This window comes from Mycolicibacterium insubricum (assembly GCF_010731615.1).
In the GTDB taxonomy this organism is placed as follows: domain Bacteria; phylum Actinomycetota; class Actinomycetes; order Mycobacteriales; family Mycobacteriaceae; genus Mycobacterium; species Mycobacterium insubricum.
In genome coordinates this window covers 2,948,837-2,967,480 of sequence record NZ_AP022618.1, presented here as the reverse complement: position 1 = coordinate 2,967,480, position 18,644 = coordinate 2,948,837, and the positions used below count along the sequence as shown (strand labels likewise).

Sequence of the window (18,644 nt, the reverse complement as noted above, 5' to 3'; positions counted from 1 at the left end):
ATGCAAGCAGATGGGTCCGACATCGGAGGCGCCGATCACGCGAGGCCACACACCACCGCCAACCAACGCCGGTCACCACCGCGCCCACTCCCAAGGCAACATCACGCGCTCACGATCGAGCACATTGGATCACAAATGCACACACCTCAGCGACCAGCTCAGAATCCCCCCGTCAGCCGGTGCCCCGATCACCATGGCGATCGGCCAGTCGGCTCAGCGGGCCCGTCGCAATACAGTGAAGCCGGCTACGCAGAGGCGCAGCCGGCTTCACCGAAGCAGAGCGGGTCCTAGAAGACGCGGACCCAGTCGACGAGCATCTGGGCGGGGTAGCTGCCGCCGGCGGGGTCGCCGCCGCCGCTGCCGGCCACGGCCAGGTTCAGCACGGGGGCCATGGTGAAGTCGGGCAGGTTGAACGGCCACGGGTCCAGTGAGAAGGCCGGGACGGTGAAGTAGGGCTCCTTGCCGGTGGCGTAGTCCTGCCAGAAGTACATGCCGTTCTGGTCCCAGGTGCAGCGCCAGGTGTGCCAGGCGCTGTCGACCGGGTACGGCTGGGTTTCAAAGGCATCGCCGTAGAGGTTGCCGTGCACGGTGGTGCCCGAGGGCCAGTCGCGGTTGCCGTACCACTCGATCAGGTCGACTTCGCCGCCGGGAACCTCGTTGTGCAGCCACCAGGCCGGCCAGGCGCCGTCGGTCAGGCAGTCGAACTTGATCCGGGCTTCCCAGGTGGTGCCGATCCCGCCCTGCCACAGGCCGGTGACCTTGCCGCTGGTGTACTTGTTGCCGTTGCGGATCGCCCGGATCACCAGGTTGGAGTTGCCATCGAGGAACACGTAGTCCCGCGAGTTGCGGTACTGGCCCATGTTCTCCGGGCGGTCCCAGAACACCGGGTTCTTGATGGTCTCGCGGGCGTTGGAGATCATCCACTTGGACGGATCGGGGGCCGAACCGGCCGGGCCGTCGAACTCGTCGGACCACAGGAATCCCCCGGTGTTGCCACGCGGCGGCTCGGCCGGCAGCGGGGCGTTCGGGCTGGCGAAAGCCTTGGGGGACGCCACTGCGGCCGCCAGGATGCCGAACCCGGACATCAACATCATGCTTCGACGATCTACCTCAGACACCGCTAAACCATAAACGGTACGACGTCCCATTTTGCAACCGCGAACCGCGTCTGATGTCTGATCCGGGGCATTTGAGCAGGTCGGGCGGTTTCAACTGTGACCCAGCCCGCTCAAATGCCTCCGGCGCGTCAGACGATCGGACCGGCCTCGGGGGCCACGGGAGCGCCCGGGGCCTCCGGTGCCGGGAACTGCTCGGCAGCCGGTTCGACGACCGGTTCGGGGGCGGGCGCCACGAACGGCTCCGGAGCGGGCTCGACGACGGGTTCGGGGGCGGGCTCGTTGTTGGACACCGTCACGAACATCGGCGCCGGGGCGGGCGCCTCGGCCGGAGCGTCAGCCGGAACACCGTCGAGCGCACCCTCGGGCAGCTCGGACATCGGTAGGTACATGTGGTGGTTGAAGCCGCGCTGGTAGGCACCGGCGCCACCGACCTTCACGCCACCGCCCTCGCCGCTGGACACCGGGGTGCCGTCGGGCAGGGTGACGGCGGTGTGGCCGCTGTTCCAGCCGATCACCAGCGCATTGGGCGCGGTGCCGTACTTGAAGCCGCGAGCCAGCAGTGCCGCTTCCTGGTTGCCGGTGTTGAACCGGTTGCCGAAGACGGGGCGCCCGGATGCGGCGTTCGCCACCCAGGACGCGAGGCCCGAGCAGTCCGTACCGCGCGGGGTGTCGCCGCCGGAGATGTACGGAGTGCCGGACACCTGATTAACCAAGGTCAGAAGTGAGGCAAGGACATACATGCCGATCGACGCTAGGCGGGTTTTTTTGACCCAGTCAAAATTTGTGTCAGCGCTCACCGCGCAGTCATCAAGTTGAGCCAGGCCACATTTCGCGGCGTATCCGCTGGTCAGTAGGTCGTGGTTGCGACCGCTGGAGCCAGGGGAGGTCTCAGGCGCGCATCGCGGGGGTCACCGGGGCCGCTCGGCCCGGTTTAGTCGCGGGCGGTGCCGGCTGCACTCCGGCTCCGCCGGCACTCGCTGCGCTCGCGCCAACTCCGCCCACGCTTGCCGAACCGCCCGTCAGGCGAGGCCCTTGAGCATCAGGTTCCAGTACATGAACGGCAGCCCGTAGCGCTTGAGGTACCAGTAGGCCCGGTGCGGGGTGACCGGGTTCAGGCCCGGGAACGTCGGGGTGACGTTGAAGTCGTAGTCGAACTCCGCCAGCAGCATGTCGTGGCCGGAGGTGACGATCGGGCAGGACGCGTACCCGTTGTAGCTGCCGGTCAGCGGGCGGCCGGCCAGCTGCGCCAGCACGTTCTCCACGACGACGGGCGCCTGCTTGCGGATGGCCGCACCGGTCTTTGAGTTCGGCGTCGACCCGGCGTCGCCCAGGGCGAACACGTTCGGGTAGCGAACGTGCTGGTGGGTGTGCTTGTCCACCTCGACGTAGCCGGTGGTCTCACCGGTGGCCAGCGGGCTGGTCTTGATCCAGTCCGGGGCGGACTGGCGCGGCACCGCATGCAGCATGTCGAAATCCAGTGTGCCCGGGGTACCCGACGGGCCCAGGGTGCTGATGGTCACCTTGCGGGAGTCGGCGTCGATGCCGGTGATCTCGGACTCGGTGTGCACGTTGATGCCGTAGGCCGCCGCCACCTTGTCCAGGCTGTCGGCGATCGCCGGGATGCCGAACGTCCGCGGGGTCGGCAGCACCAGGTGGATGTCGATGTTGTTCAGCACGCCGGCCTTGCGCCAGTGGTCGGCGGCCAGGTACGCGATCTTCTGCGGCGCTCCGGCGCACTTGATCGGGCCCGACGGCATCATGAACACCGCGGTGCCCGAGCGGGTATTGCGGATCAGCTCCCAGGTCTTGGGCGCCAGGTCGAACCCGTAGTTGGACGCCACCCCCTGCTTGGTCATGGCGTCGGGCAGGCCCTCGGTGGCTGCCCAGTCCAGCTGGATGCCCGGGCAGACGATCAGTGCGTCGTAGGCGTAGCGGGCGCCGTCGGCGCATTCGACGACGTTGTTGTCCGGGTCGAAGGCGACCGCGGAGTTGCGGATCCAGGTCGCCTTCTTCGGCATGACGGACGCCTCGGACCGCTCGGTGCTGTTGACATCGGCCCGGCCGCCGCCGACCAGCGTCCACATCGCCTGGTAGTAGTGCTGGTCGGCGGGCTCGACGACGGCGACGTCGGTCTCACCCTTGCGCAGCAGCCGGGCCGCGACGGTGATCCCCGCGGTCCCGCCGCCGACGATGAGGATCTTGTGCTTTGCCGTTGTCGTCATACTCGCTTATCTCTTCCCGCTCGTATTCAGGCGTTCTGGACCGACTCGTCCCACGCGGTGTAGCCCCCGAGGATGTCACTGACGTCGGCGAAACCACGCTGCCGCAGCAGGCTCGCCGCCACGGATGAACGGTACCCTCCAGCGCAGTAGACCACGGTGGGCCGGTTCGGATCGAGCTCCCCGGACCGCGCCGGCAACTGGCCGACGGGGATGCTGACCGCGCCGGGCACCATGCCGTCCTCGGTCTCCCCGGGGTTGCGGACATCGACAATCTGCAGACCGGCGACGTCGCGGGTGCGCTCCTGGAACGCTTGCGCGGTCAGCCGGGACGCGCGCTGCACGTCGTCGGCGTGGGCGGCCATGGTCGTCTTCGGGTGTTCCAGGTAGCCGATCACCCGGTCGAAGCCGATGCGGGCCAGCCGGTTCTTGCCCTCCAGCTCCTGACCGTGGTCGATCACCAGGACGATGTCGGTGTCGGGCGGGATCACCGAACCGGCGAACTCGGCGTACCGGCCGTCGAGGGCGACGTTGACCGCGCCGCGCAGATGCCCCTGGGCGAACTCCTCGGGGCTGCGGCCGTCGAGCAGCAGCGCGCCGGCGTCGACGGCGACGCGCATCGCCTGGTAGTCCATGGCCGGCGGCAGAGCGGTCTCATCCAGCAGCTCGCGGTCCTTGCGGTTGAGGATCGCGTCGTAGACGAAGTAGCCCGGCGCGGGCGGCTGGCCCTCGGTGACCAGCTGCATGAACGACGCCTTGTCCGGCGCGCGCAGCGCGTAGTTGTCCTGCTTCTGGTCGCCGATCGTCGACCACAGCTCGGTCGACAGGTTCTTGCCGCAGGCCGACCCGGCGCCGTGGGCGGGGTAGACGCGGGTGGCATCGGGCAGCGGCATCAGCTTGTCGTGCAGCGAGTCGTAGAGCTTGTCGGCCAGCTCCTCGCGGGTGAAGCCGATCGAGGCCAGCAGGTCGGGGCGCCCGACGTCGCCGATGAACAGGGTGTCGCCGGTCAGCACACCGTAGGGGACCGTGTCGCCCGGGTGCTCGTAGACCACGATGCTCAGCGACTCCGGGGTGTGGCCCGGGGTGTGCAGGAACTCCAGGGTCACCTCGCCCAGCGAGTAGCGCTCGCCGTCGGCGACGGGCAGGTAGTCGAACTCGGGCGCAGCGACCGAGGAGTAGACGATCCGCGCACCGGTGGCGTTGGCCAGCTCCAAGTGCCCGGACAGGAAGTCGGCGTGGAAGTGGGTCTCGATGACGAGCTCGATTTTCAGGCCGAGTTTCTCCGCGTCCGCCAGGTATTCGGCGATGTCGCGCTGCGGGTCGATGACCACGGCCCGGCCGGTCGACTCGTCGCCGATCAGATAGGACGCGTGCGAGAGGCAGTCCAGGTAGTACTGAATGAACTTCATGATTTCCGGCCTCCTGATAAATACCTGCGGGGGTATTGAAAGTTCGCTGACAAATATACCCCTATGGGTATCGGTTCTGTCAATCCGGCATCATCCCAACTGGCTGATCAGCGACTCCAGTGCGGCTGCGGTGTGCTCGGGTACCGGCTGCTCGGCCTCGGCGGTATTGATCACGCTGACCGGAACCGCCGCGGCCAGCGCCGCGTCCTCGGCGGTCAGGCCGCAGCGTCGCCGCGCGGCGTAGAGCCGACGGCCCAGCGGCGCGTCGGCGGCCGTCGCGGCGGTCGTCATCAGCTCGTCGTGATGGCGGCGCACCTGGCCGAGCGCCACCACCAGCGCCGGTGCTCCCGGGGCATTGCGGGCGGCGTCGGCGGCGACGGTCTGCAGGTTGCGCAGATCCGACAGGATCGCCCCGGCCCGCTCCGAATAATCGGCGGCGTCGACCGGCGGCAGCGCGGCGATGGCGGTCTCGATGCTTTTGAGCGCCAGCTGGATGGTCTGGGCGATCAGCGGCGAGGCGACGGCGGTGGAGATGACCTGGGTGGATTCCTCGTCGGGGGAAGGCGCGCCCTCGCGGATCTCGGCGATCGAGCCGACCGGCCACTGCAGCACCTGCTCGAGGCGGGCCCTGGTGCTTTCGTGTGGCCAGCTGCGGCCCTTTTCGAACGCGATCAGGGCGCCGGCGTTGATGATCTTGTCCCGGGCCAGGCCGCGCTGGGTCAGCTCCAGCTCGCGGCGCCGGGCAGCGACCGCCGCGCCGACGCGGGCCAGCGCCGGGTCGATGGGCTCTTCGCTGGTCAACCCGGGATCCTCATCCGCGAGCAGTTCGTCCTCGTCGACGTCGCCGAGATAGAGGTCCACCGCCAGCCCGTCGGCGTCGCCGAGGCGCAGGGTCATCCCGTCGGTCACCACGACGGATTCGTGGCGAACCCCATCGACGAACATGCCGTTGCGGCTGTTGTCGACGGCGAGCCAGTAGTTGCGCTCGGGCCGGAGCCGCACGTGCACGCGGGACAGCCAGGAGTAGTCGAGGCGCAGCACCGACGACGGGTCGCGCCCGAGGGTGATCTCTCCGCGGTCGGGTTCGACCGTCGCGATCTGCTGTCCGCAGCGCAGGGTCAGGCGCTCAGGGCCGCCGGGTGCATCCGGGTGGTGGTCCATGGGAAGCCTCCTGCTACGGGTTGCTACAGAAATTTCGTGCTGACCGAAGCATATAGAAGCGCCCGCTATGGGAAAAGGGCACCGGCTCGGCGGGGGCGTGCTGCTTCGGTATCGGATGAATCCGAAGCGTCACGGCGCGGTACGGCACCCTATATGCCGGATATACATGCTGGTAAATCGGCTTTTCGTGGCTGCCGAAACGCTATTTGCGCATGCAACGAAACTTTTTCGCACGAAATGTTGCGGTGCTACGGTTTTGTGTTAATCTCGTAGCACAACGCACCGCCGGTGCGAACCGAAACTTCCCGGAGGGTCCGATGACCGCAGCACATCCCATCCCCGTCGATCTGGTCCTCGGCGTCTGCACGTCCGACCCGGACCGCTGGTTCGACGCCCCCGACGCCGAGGCCAAGACCATCTGCCGGTCCTGCCCCAAGCGGTGGCTGTGCGCCCGCGAAGCCGTCGAGACCCCTGGCGCCGAGGGCCTGTGGGCGGGCGTCGTCGTCCCCGAGGGCGGCCGCGGCCGCGCCTTCGCGCTCAAGCAGCTGCGCAACCTCGCCGAATTCGGCGGCTATCCGGCGCGCACCGGCACCCGCCGGCGCGTCATTCGCACCGAAGCCGACGACTGACAAGACGACCGACAACGAGCCAATGTGCTGAGTCAGTGCGCCAGATCCGCCAGGGCATTCTGCAGCTCGGCGGGCTCATCCATCAGGATGTCGCCGCTGGCCGCATCGACCCGGGTGATCCGGTGCAGCGCACCGCGGCGCCACAGGAACAGATCCGCGCTCAGCGGTGCGGGCAGCACCTCCCGACTGCGACGGCAGGCGGTCACCATCGCGTCGACCGCCGACACGAACTCCGGCAATGACCGCAGCCGGTGAACCAAAAGTGTGTAGGCCGAGGGCATTCCGGCCAGCAACGCCACCTCTCCCGCGCCCGGCTCGGCCGGCTCGACCAGCACCGGACCGGCCCCCGACCCACCCGGCAGCAGCCCGGCGGCGGCCGGATCCAGGATCTTGGCCGCGACGAACGGCGAGGAGCCGCTGAGCTGCTGGTATTCGCCGGCGCGGCGGTTGTGCAGTTCCACGCTGTCGACCGGCACGGCTGCGCTGTTGCGCCGCGCGACCGCCCGCAACTCCGCCAGCGGACCCGGCGCCAGTCCGCGCAACTGCTCGGAGCTCAGATACCGGAAGCCGCCGCCGTCGGGCACGCACAGCACCTCGAACACCCCGGGTGCGATCTCCCACGCATAGTCGACGGCCCGGCGCGACGGACCCAGTCGCGAAGCGGGGACCAGCCGCGCGTGCACACCCTCGAAGCTCCGCCAATCGGGCATCTGGCGAATGTCGGTGGTGGTGGTGCCGAGCGTCCGGTTGCCTCCGGTGTGCAGATGCGACACCGAGCCCATGCCCACCTCGCTCCAACCTCGTCGTCGTACTGCCGTGATGTGTACAGGTATGACCCTATTGCCTACCGGCCGGCAGCGGTGACGGCAATTTCGACTCAGTCGTCGGGCGCGGCGCGGCGCAGGTTGAGCAGCGGCAGTCCGGTCACCCGCAGCGCGGCGACGATGCTCTCCAGCCGGGCCCGCGGCATCTCGATGCGCCACTGCGCCAACCGCCCGCGGATCACCAGGGTGTCGGCGCCCAACTCGATGCCGCTGACCGTGAGTCCCTGCGGCAGTCCGGTCAGCGGGACCGCGCGCGCGGGTGTCCACGGCGGCAGCCGCAGCCGCCGGTTGCCCCAGCCCAGGACCCGCGGGCGGACCCACAGCCCGGAACCGTCGAGCTCGGGGGACACCTCCATCCACCCCAGCGACGGACGCCGGGCCAGCCACAGCCGGGCCTTCCCGTCGTCGCCCAGCCGGCTACCCAGCCCCGGCTGGACGGCGGCCAGCAGATCCGACGCCTGAGTGCCGTGCACCTCGACGGCCAGGTCGATGGGTCCGGCCATCAGCATCGGCAACGGCCCGGGGCCGACGGTGACCTTGTGCAGCACCACCTCGGCCCGCTCGAATACTCGCCCCTGCCAACGGATTTCGGAGAGGTCGAGACGCATGTCGTCGAGCCGTCCGGCGGCCAGCCGCGCCGGTGCCAGCGGGGAGTCGAACCGGTCCACCCGCACCACCAGATCCCCGGTGTCCAGCCGCACGGTGATCGTCCGGCCGGTGGCCAACAGACTCACCGTCGACAGCAGGGCCTGATAGGCCATCGCCGCGCCGGCCGAGGCAGCCCAGCGCGCCGGCGCCGGTGGGCGCGGCAGCCACGGCAGCCCGAGATCGGGGAACACCATGGCAGTATCCCAAGAATGTCTTCACCGATGCTGGCCGGCCGGGCCGCAATCGTCGTCGGCGGCACCCGCGGGGTCGGTCGGGCCGTCGCGCAGCTACTCGCCGAGCTCGGCGCCCGGGTGGTGGTCAACGGCCGCGACCCGGATGCCGTCGCCGACACCGTCGAGACGCTCGGCGACAACACGATCGGGTTCGCTGGGTCCCCGTCCGACGAGACGACCGCGGCCGCGCTGACGGCCGCCTGCCTGGATGGCTGGGGACGCATCGACGCGCTGATCAACTGCGCCGGGATCGCCGAGCCGCCCGGCTCCTCGATCCTGAACATCAGCACCGCCGACTTCGACGAGCTGATCGCCGCGCATCTGGGCACGGTGTTCCACATGTGCCGGGCCGTCGCACCGCATCTGGTGGCCCGGCGCGCCGGGTCGATCGTCAACACCAGCTCGTTCGCCTTCCTCGGCGACTACGGTGGCACCGGATACCCGGCAGGTAAGGGCGCGGTGAACGGACTGACCAGCGCTGTGGCCGCCGAACTCCGCGAATTCGGGGTGCGGGCCAACGTGGTGTGCCCGGGCGCGCGGACCCGACTGTCCACCGGGCCGGACTACGAGGCGCAAATCGTCGAGCTGAACCGGCGCGGCCTGCTCGACGAGATGAGCATGCACGGCGCGCTGGACGCCGCTCCGCCGGAGTACGTCGCGCCGACGTACGCGTACCTGGCCAGCGACCTGGCGGCCGGTGTCACCGGACAGATCCTGATCGCCGCCGGTGGTTTCGTCGGCCGGTTCGACCGGCCCACCCCGTCGCTGCTGGGCTACCGAGATCACCACGACTCGCCGCCCTACACACTCGACGAGCTGCACGCCATGATCAGCGGCGGTTCGGCGAGGCTCGGCGGAGGCGGGGCGAGCGGAGTGAGTGCCGGCGGAGCCGAGGGGAAGCCGGGACCGCCGTAACAAACCGGCGGTTCGGCGAGACCCGGCGGAGGCGGGGCGAGCGGCTCAGCCCACCGGGACGGGCTGCACAACCACCGTGCCGGCACCCGGGGTCGGCCGGCCGTTGCCGTTGCCGTCGGGCAGGCCGGGCATCGAACCGCCCTGCGGGACCAGGCGATGGGTGTTGGGGGCCACCGGCATGGTCTGACCGGGTGCGAGCTTGCAGTCCAGCCGCAGTCGCTGATTGCGGCCGGAGGAATTCTGGGCGATCACGATGCACTGGGACTGCGGCAGATCGTCGCCGACGGACCCGGCGAACACGGCCTTGTAGCCCTGGTTCTTCAGGATCGCCACGGCCTGACCGTAGGTTTCCCCGGTCACGTCCGGGACGTCGGCCGACGCCGGACCGGTGGCGAGAATCACCACGCCGGCGGTGACGGCTGCGCCGCCGATCATCAGGGCGATCTTCTTCATCCGGCCTCCGTCCTTGTCTCTCGCACCGACGATAGTGCAGTTTGCGCCGCGTCACCGCGGGCGCGCTACCTCATACATTGCCGCGGACGCCGGAAACGTTTCGCCGGCTCAGCCGCCGTTGGCCGTGTTGATGTCGTCGGTGCAGCGGTCTCGGGTGTGTCCGGTCTGGGACATGCAGATGCGGACCGGGGACTCGGTATCGACGGCCGGCTCCGCGGTGGGGGAGGTGGTGAGCACCGGATTCGTCAGCTCCCCGGGCGTCAGCGACCAAAGATGACGGTCGGTGTACTGCAGGCGCGCGCAGTGCACGAGGGCGCCATCGGAGGTCAGGCCGGTGGCGCCGTCCTCCTTGCAGGCCGCGCCGACCACCGCGCCGGGAGCCTGTTCGATCACCGTCTCCGCCGGCGCCGCGGTATGCGACGAGGGGGGATCGGCGTCGGAGGCCTCCCGGTCACCGGTGAGCGCACCCGCGGCGAAGATCCCCGCGATGAGAGCGACGGCGATCAACGCGGCGGGAACCAGGACCCGCGGCCGGCGCCACGACGGGCCGGCGGCCCGGTGCGAGTGGGTATGGGTGTGGCTCTGCACCGGAGCCGCCGCGGTGGCCAGCACGTCGTCGGTCGGGATGTAACCGGATTCCAGGTGATGCCCCAGTGCCCGGGCGAAGTCCACGCACCGGTCGAACCGGTCGGCGGGTGCCTTGGACATGGCCTTGCGCAGCGCGGGATCCAGGGCGGCCAGCTCGGGCCGGTGCACCGCCAGCCGCGGCACCGGTGAGGTCAGGTGCGAACTGATCACCACGGCGGGGTTGGAGTGCTCGAACGGCGGGGAACCGGTGAGCAGGTGGTATGCCGTCGCCGCCAGCGCGTACTGGTCGGCCCGGCCGTCGAGCTCGGCGCCCATCAGCTGTTCCGGCGCGGCGTAGGCGACGGTGCCGACGGCCATATTCGTCCCGGTCAGCCCGTTGTTGGCGTCATCGCGGCGGGCGATGCCGAAATCGGCCAGCACGGGACGCGCGCTCGGGGTGCCCGGATCGGCGATCAGGATGTTCGCGGGTTTGACGTCGCGGTGCAGCAGATGCCGCTCGTGGGCGTAGTCCAGCGCCTCGGCGATGGCGGTGACGATCCGCAGCACCCGCTCCGGCGGCAGCCCCTGCGGGAACTCGGCCAGCAGCTCGCCGGCCTGCACGCCGTCGATGTAGTCCATGGCGATCCACAGCTGGCCGTCGAACTCCCCGCGGTCGTGCACGGCGACGATGTGCGGATGCCACAGCCCGGCGGTGAGTTCGGCCTCCAGCAGGAACCGCTTGCGGTACGCCTCGTCGGTGGTGACCTCGGCGCCGAGGATCTTCAGCGCGTCCTGGCGGGGCAGCCGGGGATGCTGCACCAGATAGACCTCGCCCATCCCGCCGGCACCCAACAGCCGCACGACGGTATACCCGGCGAAAGTCTGTCCCTCGGTCAGCGGCATGGGGCAAAGCCTACGACCCGGCGGATGGGCCACCGGATGGATCACTGCCCGGCGCCGGGGAGCCCGAGCGGGTCGCCGCGTCCAGCACCTCGCACAGTGCGGCGGCGCGCGGATCGCGGAACAGGTCCTCGAGCAGCATCGGTCGCCCGTCGGGGGTGGACAGCGGCATTCGCCAGTTTGGGTACTCGTCGCAGGTCCCGGGCTGGTTCTGGGTACGCCGGTCGCCGACGGCGTCGGGCAGCGCCAGCGCCAGCAGGCGCGACGGGGTCCGGGCCAGATAGCGGTACAGCGCGGTGATGATCTCTTCTTCGCCGGGTTCGGCGAGCGGTGTAGTTCCGCGAGCACGAGGCCCGGCGACATCTTCATCGCCGGGCTCCTCGCCGGGTTCGCTGTCGGGCTCAGGTGCCTCGGGCAGCAGCCCGACGCGGCGCAGCTCGGCCAGCCAGGCGGAGCGGTCGGCCTCGTCGGCGGCCAGTTCCTCCTCGACCGACCGGGTCAGCAACCCCAGCGACTCGCGCAGCCGGACGTGGTCACCGGCCAGGTAGCCGGCCGTCGGCGGCAGGTCGTGGGTGGTGACCGCCGACAGGCAGTACTCCCGCCAGTACTCGGCGCGCAGCGGCGCCCCGCCCTGCCACTGGTCGTGCTCGAACCACAGGATGGAGGTGCCCAGTACGCCGCGGGCGCGCAGGTAGTCGCGCACCCAGGGCTGCACCACCCCGAGGTCCTCGCCGACAATCACCGCATCGACGCGGGAGGCCTCCAGCATCGCGATGCCGATCATTGCGTCGTGGTCGTAGTGCACGTAGGTACCCGCGGTCGGTTCCGCGCCGGTGGGGATCCACCACAGCCGGAACAGTCCGATGATGTGGTCGATCCGGACGCCGCCGGCATGGCGCAGCGCGGCGGCCAGCACGGCGCGCAGCGGCCGGTACTCCTGCTCGGCGAGCCGGTCGGGTCGCCACGGCGGCTGGGACCAGTCCTGGCCGAGCTGGTTGAACTCGTCGGGCGGGGCGCCGACGTTGACCCCGGAGGCGAAGACGTCCTGCAGCGCCCAGGCGTCGGCACCGAACGGGTGGACCCCGACGGCCAGATCGGTCATCAGGCCCAGCGCCATCCCCGACTGTCGGGCCGCCGACTGGACGCCGGCCAACTGCTCGTCGAGTTGCCACTGCAGCCACCGGTGAAACGCCACCGCGCGTTTGTTCTTGTCGGCGAATTTCGCGACCTTGTGCGAGCGGGGGTGGCGCAGACCGGCCGGCCAGCGGCGCCAGTCGTTGCCGAATTTCTCGGCGATTGCGCACCACACGGCGAAGTCGTTGAGAGCGGAACCCATCCGCTCCCGGTAGGCGGCGAACGCCACCTGGCGCCCGGCGCGCAGTTTGATGTGGAACACCTGCTGGAGCGCCTCGCGTTTGGCCGCCCACGCTGCGTCGCGGTCGATCAGGCCGCGTTTGCGGTCGCGACGGCGCACGTCGTCGCGCAACCGGCGCACGATCCCGCGCTTGCCCAGCCGGGAGTACTCCGGGATCGCCTCGACCCGCAGGTACAGCGGGTTGGCGAAGGTGCGCGAGGTCGGCAGATAGGGCGAGGGTTCCATGGGCGCCACCGGCTCGGCGGCGTGCAGTGGATTGACCAGCAGGAACCCGGCGCCGTGCCGAGCCGCCGACCACACGGCCAGGTCGGTCAGGTCGGTCAGGTCACCGGTGCCCCAGGATGCCTTGGAGCGCACGCTGTAGAGCTGGGTCGCCAGACCCCACAGCCGGTGCGCCCCCAGACGCTCGGGCAGCCCGAGCCAGGCGGGAGTGATGATCAGCGCGGCGTCGGCCTCCCAGGGATTGCCGTCGGCGTCCGAGCACAGCAGCAACCGGTGGTAGCCCGGGGGCAGGTCGGTGGGCAGCGCGAACGACGCCTCGCCGATCAGCGTTCCGTCCAGGTCGAACGGCGGGGTGTAGTTCTCCAGCTGGCGTACGTCGCGCCGCTCGGCGCCGTCCTCGCAGCGCACCCACACCCGCGCGGGCGATCCGTGCGGCACGTGCGCCCATACCTTCGCGGCCGCGCCGGTCTGGGCGACGGTGGTCGGCGGGAGGCGAAGCTGCCAGTGCCGGCGGTCGAGTTCGAACGCCGAGTTCACCCGCGCCTCGACCGTGTCCGCATCGACCCCGAGCGCGGAAAGCACTGCGACAAGGGTGGATTCGGCCACCTGTACCCGGGTGCCGACCCAGTCGTCGTACTCGGTGGCCACTCCCAGTCGCCCGGCGAGCTCGGCCAGCACCGGATCCAGCTGCGTCATGGCCGCTATTGTGCCCGGCCTGCCCCGGTGCCGCAGCCGAGTCCGCGGGTGCCGGCCGGACCGGCCAGACTGGGCGGATGACCAGACCCGCCGACCGGTACCGGCACGCCCGGGCCGCGACGGCCGTGCTGTTCGCCGTCAACGGCGCGTTGTTCGCCGGGCTGCTGCCCCGCTATCCCGAGCTCAAAGACGACCTGGGGATGACGAACACGGTGCTGGGGCTGGTGGTCGCCGCGTTCCCGGTGGGTGCGCTGCTGGCCGGGCCGACGGCCGCCGCGCTGATCCGGCGGAACGGGCCGGGGCGGGTGGCGGTGGTCACCAGCGTCGCGCTGTCAGTGCTGCTGCTGGGCGCGGCGCTGGCACCCTCGCCGGGCTGGCTGGCCGCCGCACTGCTCACTGCCGGGGCGGCCGACGCGGTGACCGACGTCGCCCAGAACTCCCACGGTCTGGCCGTGCAGCGGCACTACGGCCGGTCCATCATCAACCAGTTGCACGCCACCTGGTCGGTGGGCGCGGTTCTCGGCGGGCTGCTGGCTGCCGGCGCGATGGCTGTCGGGATGCCGCGGGCGGTGCAACTGTGCATCGCCGCGGTGGCGTTCGGGGCGTTGTCGCTGGCGGCGTCGCGGTTCTTGCTGTCGCGCGCCGAGTCGCTGGACTCCCCGGCCGACGGGGCTGCCGCCGCGGGGGTCCGGCCCGGCCGGGTGGTCGTCGTGGCGCTGGCGGCGCTGGCCGCACTGGCGATTGCCGGGGCGGTCATCGAGGACGCCGGAAGTTCCTGGGCGGCGGTGTATCTCAACGACGACCTCGGGGCGCCGGTCCAGCTCGCCGCCTTCGGCTACATCGCCCTGGCCGGCTGCCAGTTCCTGGGCCGGTCGGCCGGTGACTGGGCGGTCGACCGATTCGGCGAGGCGGTCGTGGTGCGGGCCGGGGGACTGTTGGCGGCCGCGGGTATGGGGGCCGCGCTGGCGTTTCCCGGCGTCGTGGGCACCATCGCTGGTTTCGGGATGGCCGGTCTCGGGGTGGCCACGGTGGCTCCGGCGGCGTTCCACGGGGCCGACAACCTGCCCGGCCTGCGGCCCGGGACGGGGTTGACGGTGGTCACCTGGCTGATGCGCATCGGCTTCCTGGGCTCACCGCCGCTGGTCGGCGTCATCGCGGACGCCGCGGGGCTGCGGGTCGCGCTGCTGGTGGTGCCGGTAGCGGGAGTGGTTGTCGCGGTATGCGCAACGGTGCTGGGCACGACCCGGTACAACGCCTTGGTACCCGGGCGTACCAGGGGGTAGCATGGCGCTCGAAATGGAGTCCGAGATGAAGCAGCCCGCATGATCGACGCCCTCACCCCGATCACCGACGCGCTGTCGGTGCTGCCGCCGCAGATGCGCGACCCGGTGATGTTCGCGGTGCCCTTCTTCCTCCTGCTGCTGGTCCTGGAGTGGGGCGCGGCCCGCAAGCTGCACAGCATCGACGAGCACCGGATCGAAGAGATCCGGGAGACGATGGACGACGAGGACGGCCGCCGCGAGTCGCCGTCGGACGACCTCTTCCTCGGGGAAAAACGCCCCTCGTCGAGTCGTCCGGAGTTGTCGTCGGACGACCTCTTCCTCGGGGAAAAACGCCCCTCGTCGAGTCGTCCGGAGTTGTCGTCGGACGACCTCTTCCTCGGGGAAAAACGCCCCTCGTCGAGTCGTCCGGCCCCCGGCGCCTATCACCGGCCGGACGCCTGGGCCAGCCTGTCGATGGGCCTGGTGTCGGTGGCCACCACCGCGGCCTGGAAGTTCCTGGCCCTGCTGGGCTACGCGGCCGTCTACGCCTACGTCGCACCGTGGCATCTACCGTCGACCGCCTGGTACACCTGGGTGATCGCCATCGTCGGCGTTGACCTGCTGTTCTACCTGTACCACCGGATCGCGCACCGGGTCCGCGTCGTCTGGGCCACCCACCAGGCGCACCACTCCAGCGAGTACTTCAACTTCGCCACCGCGCTGCGGCAGAAGTGGAACAACTCCGGCGAGATCCTCATGTGGCTGCCGCTGCCGCTGCTCGGCGTGCCGCCGTGGATGGTGTTCTTCAGCTTCTCGCTCAACCTGATCTACCAGTTCTGGGTGCACACCGAGCGGATCGACCGGATGTGGCGGCCGTTCGAGTTCGTCTTCAACACCCCGTCGCACCACCGGGTGCACCACGGCATGGACCGCGAATACCTGGACAAGAACTACGCCGGCATCCTGATCATCTGGGACCGGATGTTCGGCACCTACCAGGACGAGCTGTTCCGGCCGCACTACGGGCTGACCAAACCCGTCGGCACCTACAACATCTGGAAACTGCAGACCCACGAATATGTGGCGATAGCCCGCGATGTGAAGGCGACCAGCGGGCTGCGCAACCGGCTCGGCTACATCGTCGGGCCGCCCGGCTGGGCACCCGCACAGGACTGAACCAACCGGGCGGTTCGGCGAGGCTCGACGAAGGTGGTGCGAGCGAAGCGAGCGCCGGCGGAGTCGAGGAGAAGCCGGGACCGCCCGCATTCAACCGGGCGGTTCGGCGAGGCTCGACGAAGGTGGTGCGAGCGAAGCGAGCGCCGGCGGAGTCGAGGGGAAGCGGGGACCGCCCGGTTTCCCCGCGGCGGGTTCGGGATGTGCACGTAAGTGGTATGTCGACGTCCGCCAGCAGGTTGATTTACCACTTACGAACGGTCACCACCGTCAACCGCAAGCAAAACCCCAGGTCACCCATGCAGCTGGCAAGGAGCCGCGCACGTAACTGGTGAATCAATGCCGACCGGGAGGTTGATTTACCACTTACGTGCGCATTCGGTGGCTCGACTGGGCCAGGATGTCGGTATGGAGGTCAGAGAGGTCCTGTTGCCGGGCATCGGGCTGTGCTACGAGTTCAACACCGCCGACCGAGACCGCATCGGGGTGATCGCCAAGCGCAGCGGAGACTTCGAGGTGGTCCGCTACCAGCGCAGCGACCCCGACGCGGCGGTGCCCATCATGCGGCTGACGGGGGAGGAGGCCGAGGCGATGGCCCAGATCCTCGGCGCACCGCGCATCGTGGACCGGTTCTCGGCGCTGACCAGCGGGATGACGGAACTCGACGCCAGCCAGGTGCGCGTCCGCCCCGGGACCCCGTTCGTCGACCGGCCGCTGGGTGACACCCAGGTCCGCACCCGCACCGGAGCCTCGATCGTCGCGATCGTGCGCGACGAGCTGGTGCTGCCCTCACCGGGGCCCTCGGACGTGCTGCGAGCGGGGGACGTTCTCGTCGTGATCGGGACCGACGAAGGCCTGACCCGCGTCGAGCAGATCCTCGACCGCGGCTAGTCGCCCGTGCACGCCTCCGCCGCCCTGCTCTTGGAGCTGGGGCTGGTATTGACGGTGCTCACGCTGCTGGGCACCGCCGCGCGACGGTTCAACCTGTCGCCGATCCCGCTGTACCTGCTGGCCGGGCTGGCCCTGGGCGACGGCGGTATCGCGCCGAACGCCCAGCTCACCGGCTTCCTGGAGGCCGGTGCGACGATCGGCGTGGTGCTGCTGCTGCTCACCCTGGGCCTGGAGTTCTCCGTTGGCGAGTTCGCCGAGAGCATGCGCCGCCACCTGCCGTCGGCCGGGGTGGACCTGGTGCTCAACATGACCCCCGGCGCGGTCGCCGGCGCGCTGCTCGGCCTGGACGCCATCGGCATTCTGGCCATGGCCGGCATCACCTATGTGTCCTCCTCGGGGGTGGCGTCGCGACTGCTCACCGACCTGCGCCGGCTCGGCAACCGCGAGACCCCGGCGGTGCTCTCGGTGCTGGTCCTGGAGGACTTCGCGATGGCCGCCTATCTGCCGTTGCTGTCGGTGCTGGCCGCGGGCGGATCGGTGATGCAGGCGGTGATCGGCATGGTGATCGCGCTGACCGCGCTGACCGCCGCGTTCGCGGTCTCCTACCGCTGGGGACCGCATATCGGCCGGCTGGTGTCGCACCCGGACGCCGAACAGCTGCTGCTGCGACTGCTGGGACTGACCCTGGTGGTCGCGGCGCTGGCCGAGTACATCAACGCGTCGGCGGCCGTCGGCGCATTCCTGGTCGGCCTGACCCTGACCGGCGAGACCGCGCAGCGCGCCCGCGTGGTGCTCAGCCCGTTGCGCGACCTGTTCACCGCGGTGTTCTTCGTGGCCATCGGGTTGACCACCAACGCCGCGCACCTGATCCCGATGCTGCCCGCCGCGTTGCTGCTGGCGGCGATCACGGCCGGCACCAAGATGCTCAGCGGCGCGTACGCGGCACGCATCGACGGCGTGGGCCGGCAGGGTCGGCTGCGCGCCGGATCGGTACTGGTGGTGCGCGGTGAGTTCTCCCTGGTGGTGATCGCGCTGGTGGGCGAGGCCTACGAGCGGGTCGCCGATATCGGGACGCCGTACGTGTTCATCCTGGCGATCGCCGGACCGGTGCTCACCCGCTATCTGGGTGCGCCCCGGGAGGCGCCGGGCCGGGCCAGTTCACCGGGTATTTAGCCCGATTTTCCTCACCGGGTGAGCGAACCATTGTGGCCGGGCTACCGATGAGTATGCTCGGCCATGGCCACCCGAGGTGGGTGGTTGAGTCATCACATCAACATGAGGAGTGACGTGGGAGACACGCTCACCGAGGGCCAGAAGCTCCAAAAGGGAGATTCGCTGACCTCCAACAACGGCGCCTACACCCTGACGCTGCAGGACGACGGCAACCTGGTCTTGGCGGCCCGCGGAGAAGCCGTGTGGGCCACCGGCACCGACGGGCAGGGCGTCGAGCGCGCCGAGGTCCAGACCGACGGCAATTTCGTGCTGTACACGGCCGACAAGCCGGTCTGGCACACCGACACCAAGGGCAAGAAGAACGTCAAGCTCGTCGTACAGAACGACCGTAACGTCGTGCTCTACGCCGCCGACGGCCCGGCCTGGGATTCGGGCACCGAGACCGACGCCCCGCCGCCGGCGGAGCCCGAGGTCGAGCTCGCCGCGGCCGAGGAGCCCGCACCCGAGCCCGAGCCGGCTCCGGCACCCGAGCCGCGCACCTACACCGTCGTCTCCGGCGACACCCTGTGGGCGATCGCCGAGAAGTTCTACGGTGACGGCTCCAAGTACCAGCGGATTGCCGACGCCAGCGGCGTCGCCAACCCGGATCTCATCCAGCCGGGTCAGGTGCTGACCATCCCGGAGTGATCTTCGGCTGAAACAACGGCCCGTCCCGGCAGTGCGCCGGGGCGGGCCGTTGTTTTGTTCCGGGGCCGGCGGTATTACTGTCTGGACTA

The 18,644-nt window shown here is 70.0% G+C and carries 17 protein-coding genes; 7 read left to right on the top strand and 10 right to left on the bottom strand.

The features are described 5' to 3' along the window. Window positions 1-287: 287 nt before the first annotated feature. The 5 genes from G6N16_RS14085 to G6N16_RS14065 all read right to left on the bottom strand — a co-directional run bounded on the left by G6N16_RS14085 (window position 288) and on the right by G6N16_RS14065 (window position 5,907). Window positions 288-1,148: a glycoside hydrolase family 16 protein gene (locus tag G6N16_RS14085; RefSeq protein ID WP_179961205.1), complete on the bottom strand. Its 861-nt coding sequence runs from the start codon at window positions 1,146-1,148 to the stop codon at window positions 288-290. Window positions 1,149-1,246: 98 nt separating this feature from the next. Next, window positions 1,247-1,915: a peptidoglycan endopeptidase gene (locus tag G6N16_RS21825; protein ID WP_407663652.1), complete on the bottom strand. Its 669-nt coding sequence runs from the start codon at window positions 1,913-1,915 to the stop codon at window positions 1,247-1,249. Between the two features lie 222 nt (window positions 1,916-2,137). Beyond that, window positions 2,138-3,340, bottom strand: coding sequence for an NAD(P)/FAD-dependent oxidoreductase (locus G6N16_RS14075; protein ID WP_083029006.1), 1,203 nt, complete (start codon window positions 3,338-3,340; stop codon window positions 2,138-2,140). A 26-nt stretch (window positions 3,341-3,366) separates the two neighbouring features. Continuing rightward, window positions 3,367-4,746 (bottom strand): MBL fold metallo-hydrolase, encoded by a 1,380-nt coding sequence (locus G6N16_RS14070; RefSeq protein WP_083029005.1) that lies wholly within the window; start codon window positions 4,744-4,746, stop codon window positions 3,367-3,369. 90 nt (window positions 4,747-4,836) lie between these two features. Next, complete coding sequence (locus G6N16_RS14065; RefSeq protein WP_083029004.1) at window positions 4,837-5,907, bottom strand: FHA domain-containing protein; 1,071 nt, start codon at window positions 5,905-5,907, stop codon at window positions 4,837-4,839. A 317-nt stretch (window positions 5,908-6,224) separates the two neighbouring features. Between G6N16_RS14065 and G6N16_RS14060 the strand changes: the two genes are divergently transcribed. Next, window positions 6,225-6,536 (top strand): WhiB family transcriptional regulator, encoded by a 312-nt coding sequence (locus tag G6N16_RS14060; RefSeq protein WP_083029003.1) that lies wholly within the window; start codon window positions 6,225-6,227, stop codon window positions 6,534-6,536. Between the two features lie 32 nt (window positions 6,537-6,568). On the opposite strand, the gene G6N16_RS14055 is transcribed toward G6N16_RS14060, so the two are convergent. Both G6N16_RS14055 and G6N16_RS14050 read right to left on the bottom strand, forming a co-directional pair. Then, window positions 6,569-7,324 carry a hypothetical protein gene (locus G6N16_RS14055; protein WP_133052854.1) on the bottom strand — a complete coding sequence of 252 codons (756 nt, stop codon included), beginning with the start codon at window positions 7,322-7,324 and terminating at the stop codon, window positions 6,569-6,571. An 89-nt stretch (window positions 7,325-7,413) separates the two neighbouring features. Next, window positions 7,414-8,202: a hypothetical protein gene (locus tag G6N16_RS14050; RefSeq protein ID WP_083029001.1), complete on the bottom strand. Its 789-nt coding sequence runs from the start codon at window positions 8,200-8,202 to the stop codon at window positions 7,414-7,416. A gap of 15 nt (window positions 8,203-8,217) precedes the next feature. On the opposite strand from G6N16_RS14050, the gene G6N16_RS14045 reads away from it, so the two are divergent. Further along, on the top strand, window positions 8,218-9,156 hold the full coding sequence (locus tag G6N16_RS14045) for an SDR family NAD(P)-dependent oxidoreductase (protein WP_083029000.1): 939 nt from the start codon (window positions 8,218-8,220) through the stop codon (window positions 9,154-9,156). A 45-nt stretch (window positions 9,157-9,201) separates the two neighbouring features. Here the strand turns inward: G6N16_RS14045 and G6N16_RS14040 are convergent, their stop codons facing one another. From G6N16_RS14040 to malQ, 3 genes are all read right to left on the bottom strand, one after another. After that, window positions 9,202-9,609: a PASTA domain-containing protein gene (locus G6N16_RS14040; protein WP_083028999.1), complete on the bottom strand. Its 408-nt coding sequence runs from the start codon at window positions 9,607-9,609 to the stop codon at window positions 9,202-9,204. A gap of 108 nt (window positions 9,610-9,717) precedes the next feature. Beyond that, window positions 9,718-11,079: a serine/threonine-protein kinase gene (locus G6N16_RS14035; RefSeq protein ID WP_083028998.1), complete on the bottom strand. Its 1,362-nt coding sequence runs from the start codon at window positions 11,077-11,079 to the stop codon at window positions 9,718-9,720. A 10-nt stretch (window positions 11,080-11,089) separates the two neighbouring features. Continuing rightward, complete coding sequence (gene malQ, locus G6N16_RS14030) at window positions 11,090-13,369, bottom strand: 4-alpha-glucanotransferase (protein WP_083028997.1); 2,280 nt, start codon at window positions 13,367-13,369, stop codon at window positions 11,090-11,092. A gap of 77 nt (window positions 13,370-13,446) precedes the next feature. On the opposite strand from malQ, the gene G6N16_RS14025 reads away from it, so the two are divergent. From G6N16_RS14025 to G6N16_RS14000, 5 genes are all read left to right on the top strand, one after another. Continuing rightward, window positions 13,447-14,652, top strand: coding sequence for an MFS transporter (locus tag G6N16_RS14025; RefSeq protein ID WP_083028996.1), 1,206 nt, complete (start codon window positions 13,447-13,449; stop codon window positions 14,650-14,652). A gap of 39 nt (window positions 14,653-14,691) precedes the next feature. Continuing rightward, on the top strand, window positions 14,692-15,807 hold the full coding sequence (locus tag G6N16_RS14015) for a sterol desaturase family protein (RefSeq protein ID WP_235674073.1): 1,116 nt from the start codon (window positions 14,692-14,694) through the stop codon (window positions 15,805-15,807). Window positions 15,808-16,212: 405 nt separating this feature from the next. Next, window positions 16,213-16,695, top strand: a complete 483-nt coding sequence (locus G6N16_RS14010) for a cation:proton antiporter regulatory subunit (RefSeq protein WP_083028995.1) — start codon at window positions 16,213-16,215, stop codon at window positions 16,693-16,695. 6 nt (window positions 16,696-16,701) lie between these two features. Then, entirely contained in the window at window positions 16,702-17,868 is a 1,167-nt protein-coding gene (locus G6N16_RS14005) for a cation:proton antiporter (RefSeq protein ID WP_083028994.1), read from the top strand. A gap of 114 nt (window positions 17,869-17,982) precedes the next feature. Beyond that, window positions 17,983-18,555, top strand: coding sequence for a LysM peptidoglycan-binding domain-containing protein (locus G6N16_RS14000; RefSeq protein ID WP_110810688.1), 573 nt, complete (start codon window positions 17,983-17,985; stop codon window positions 18,553-18,555). Window positions 18,556-18,644: the final 89 nt, after the last annotated feature.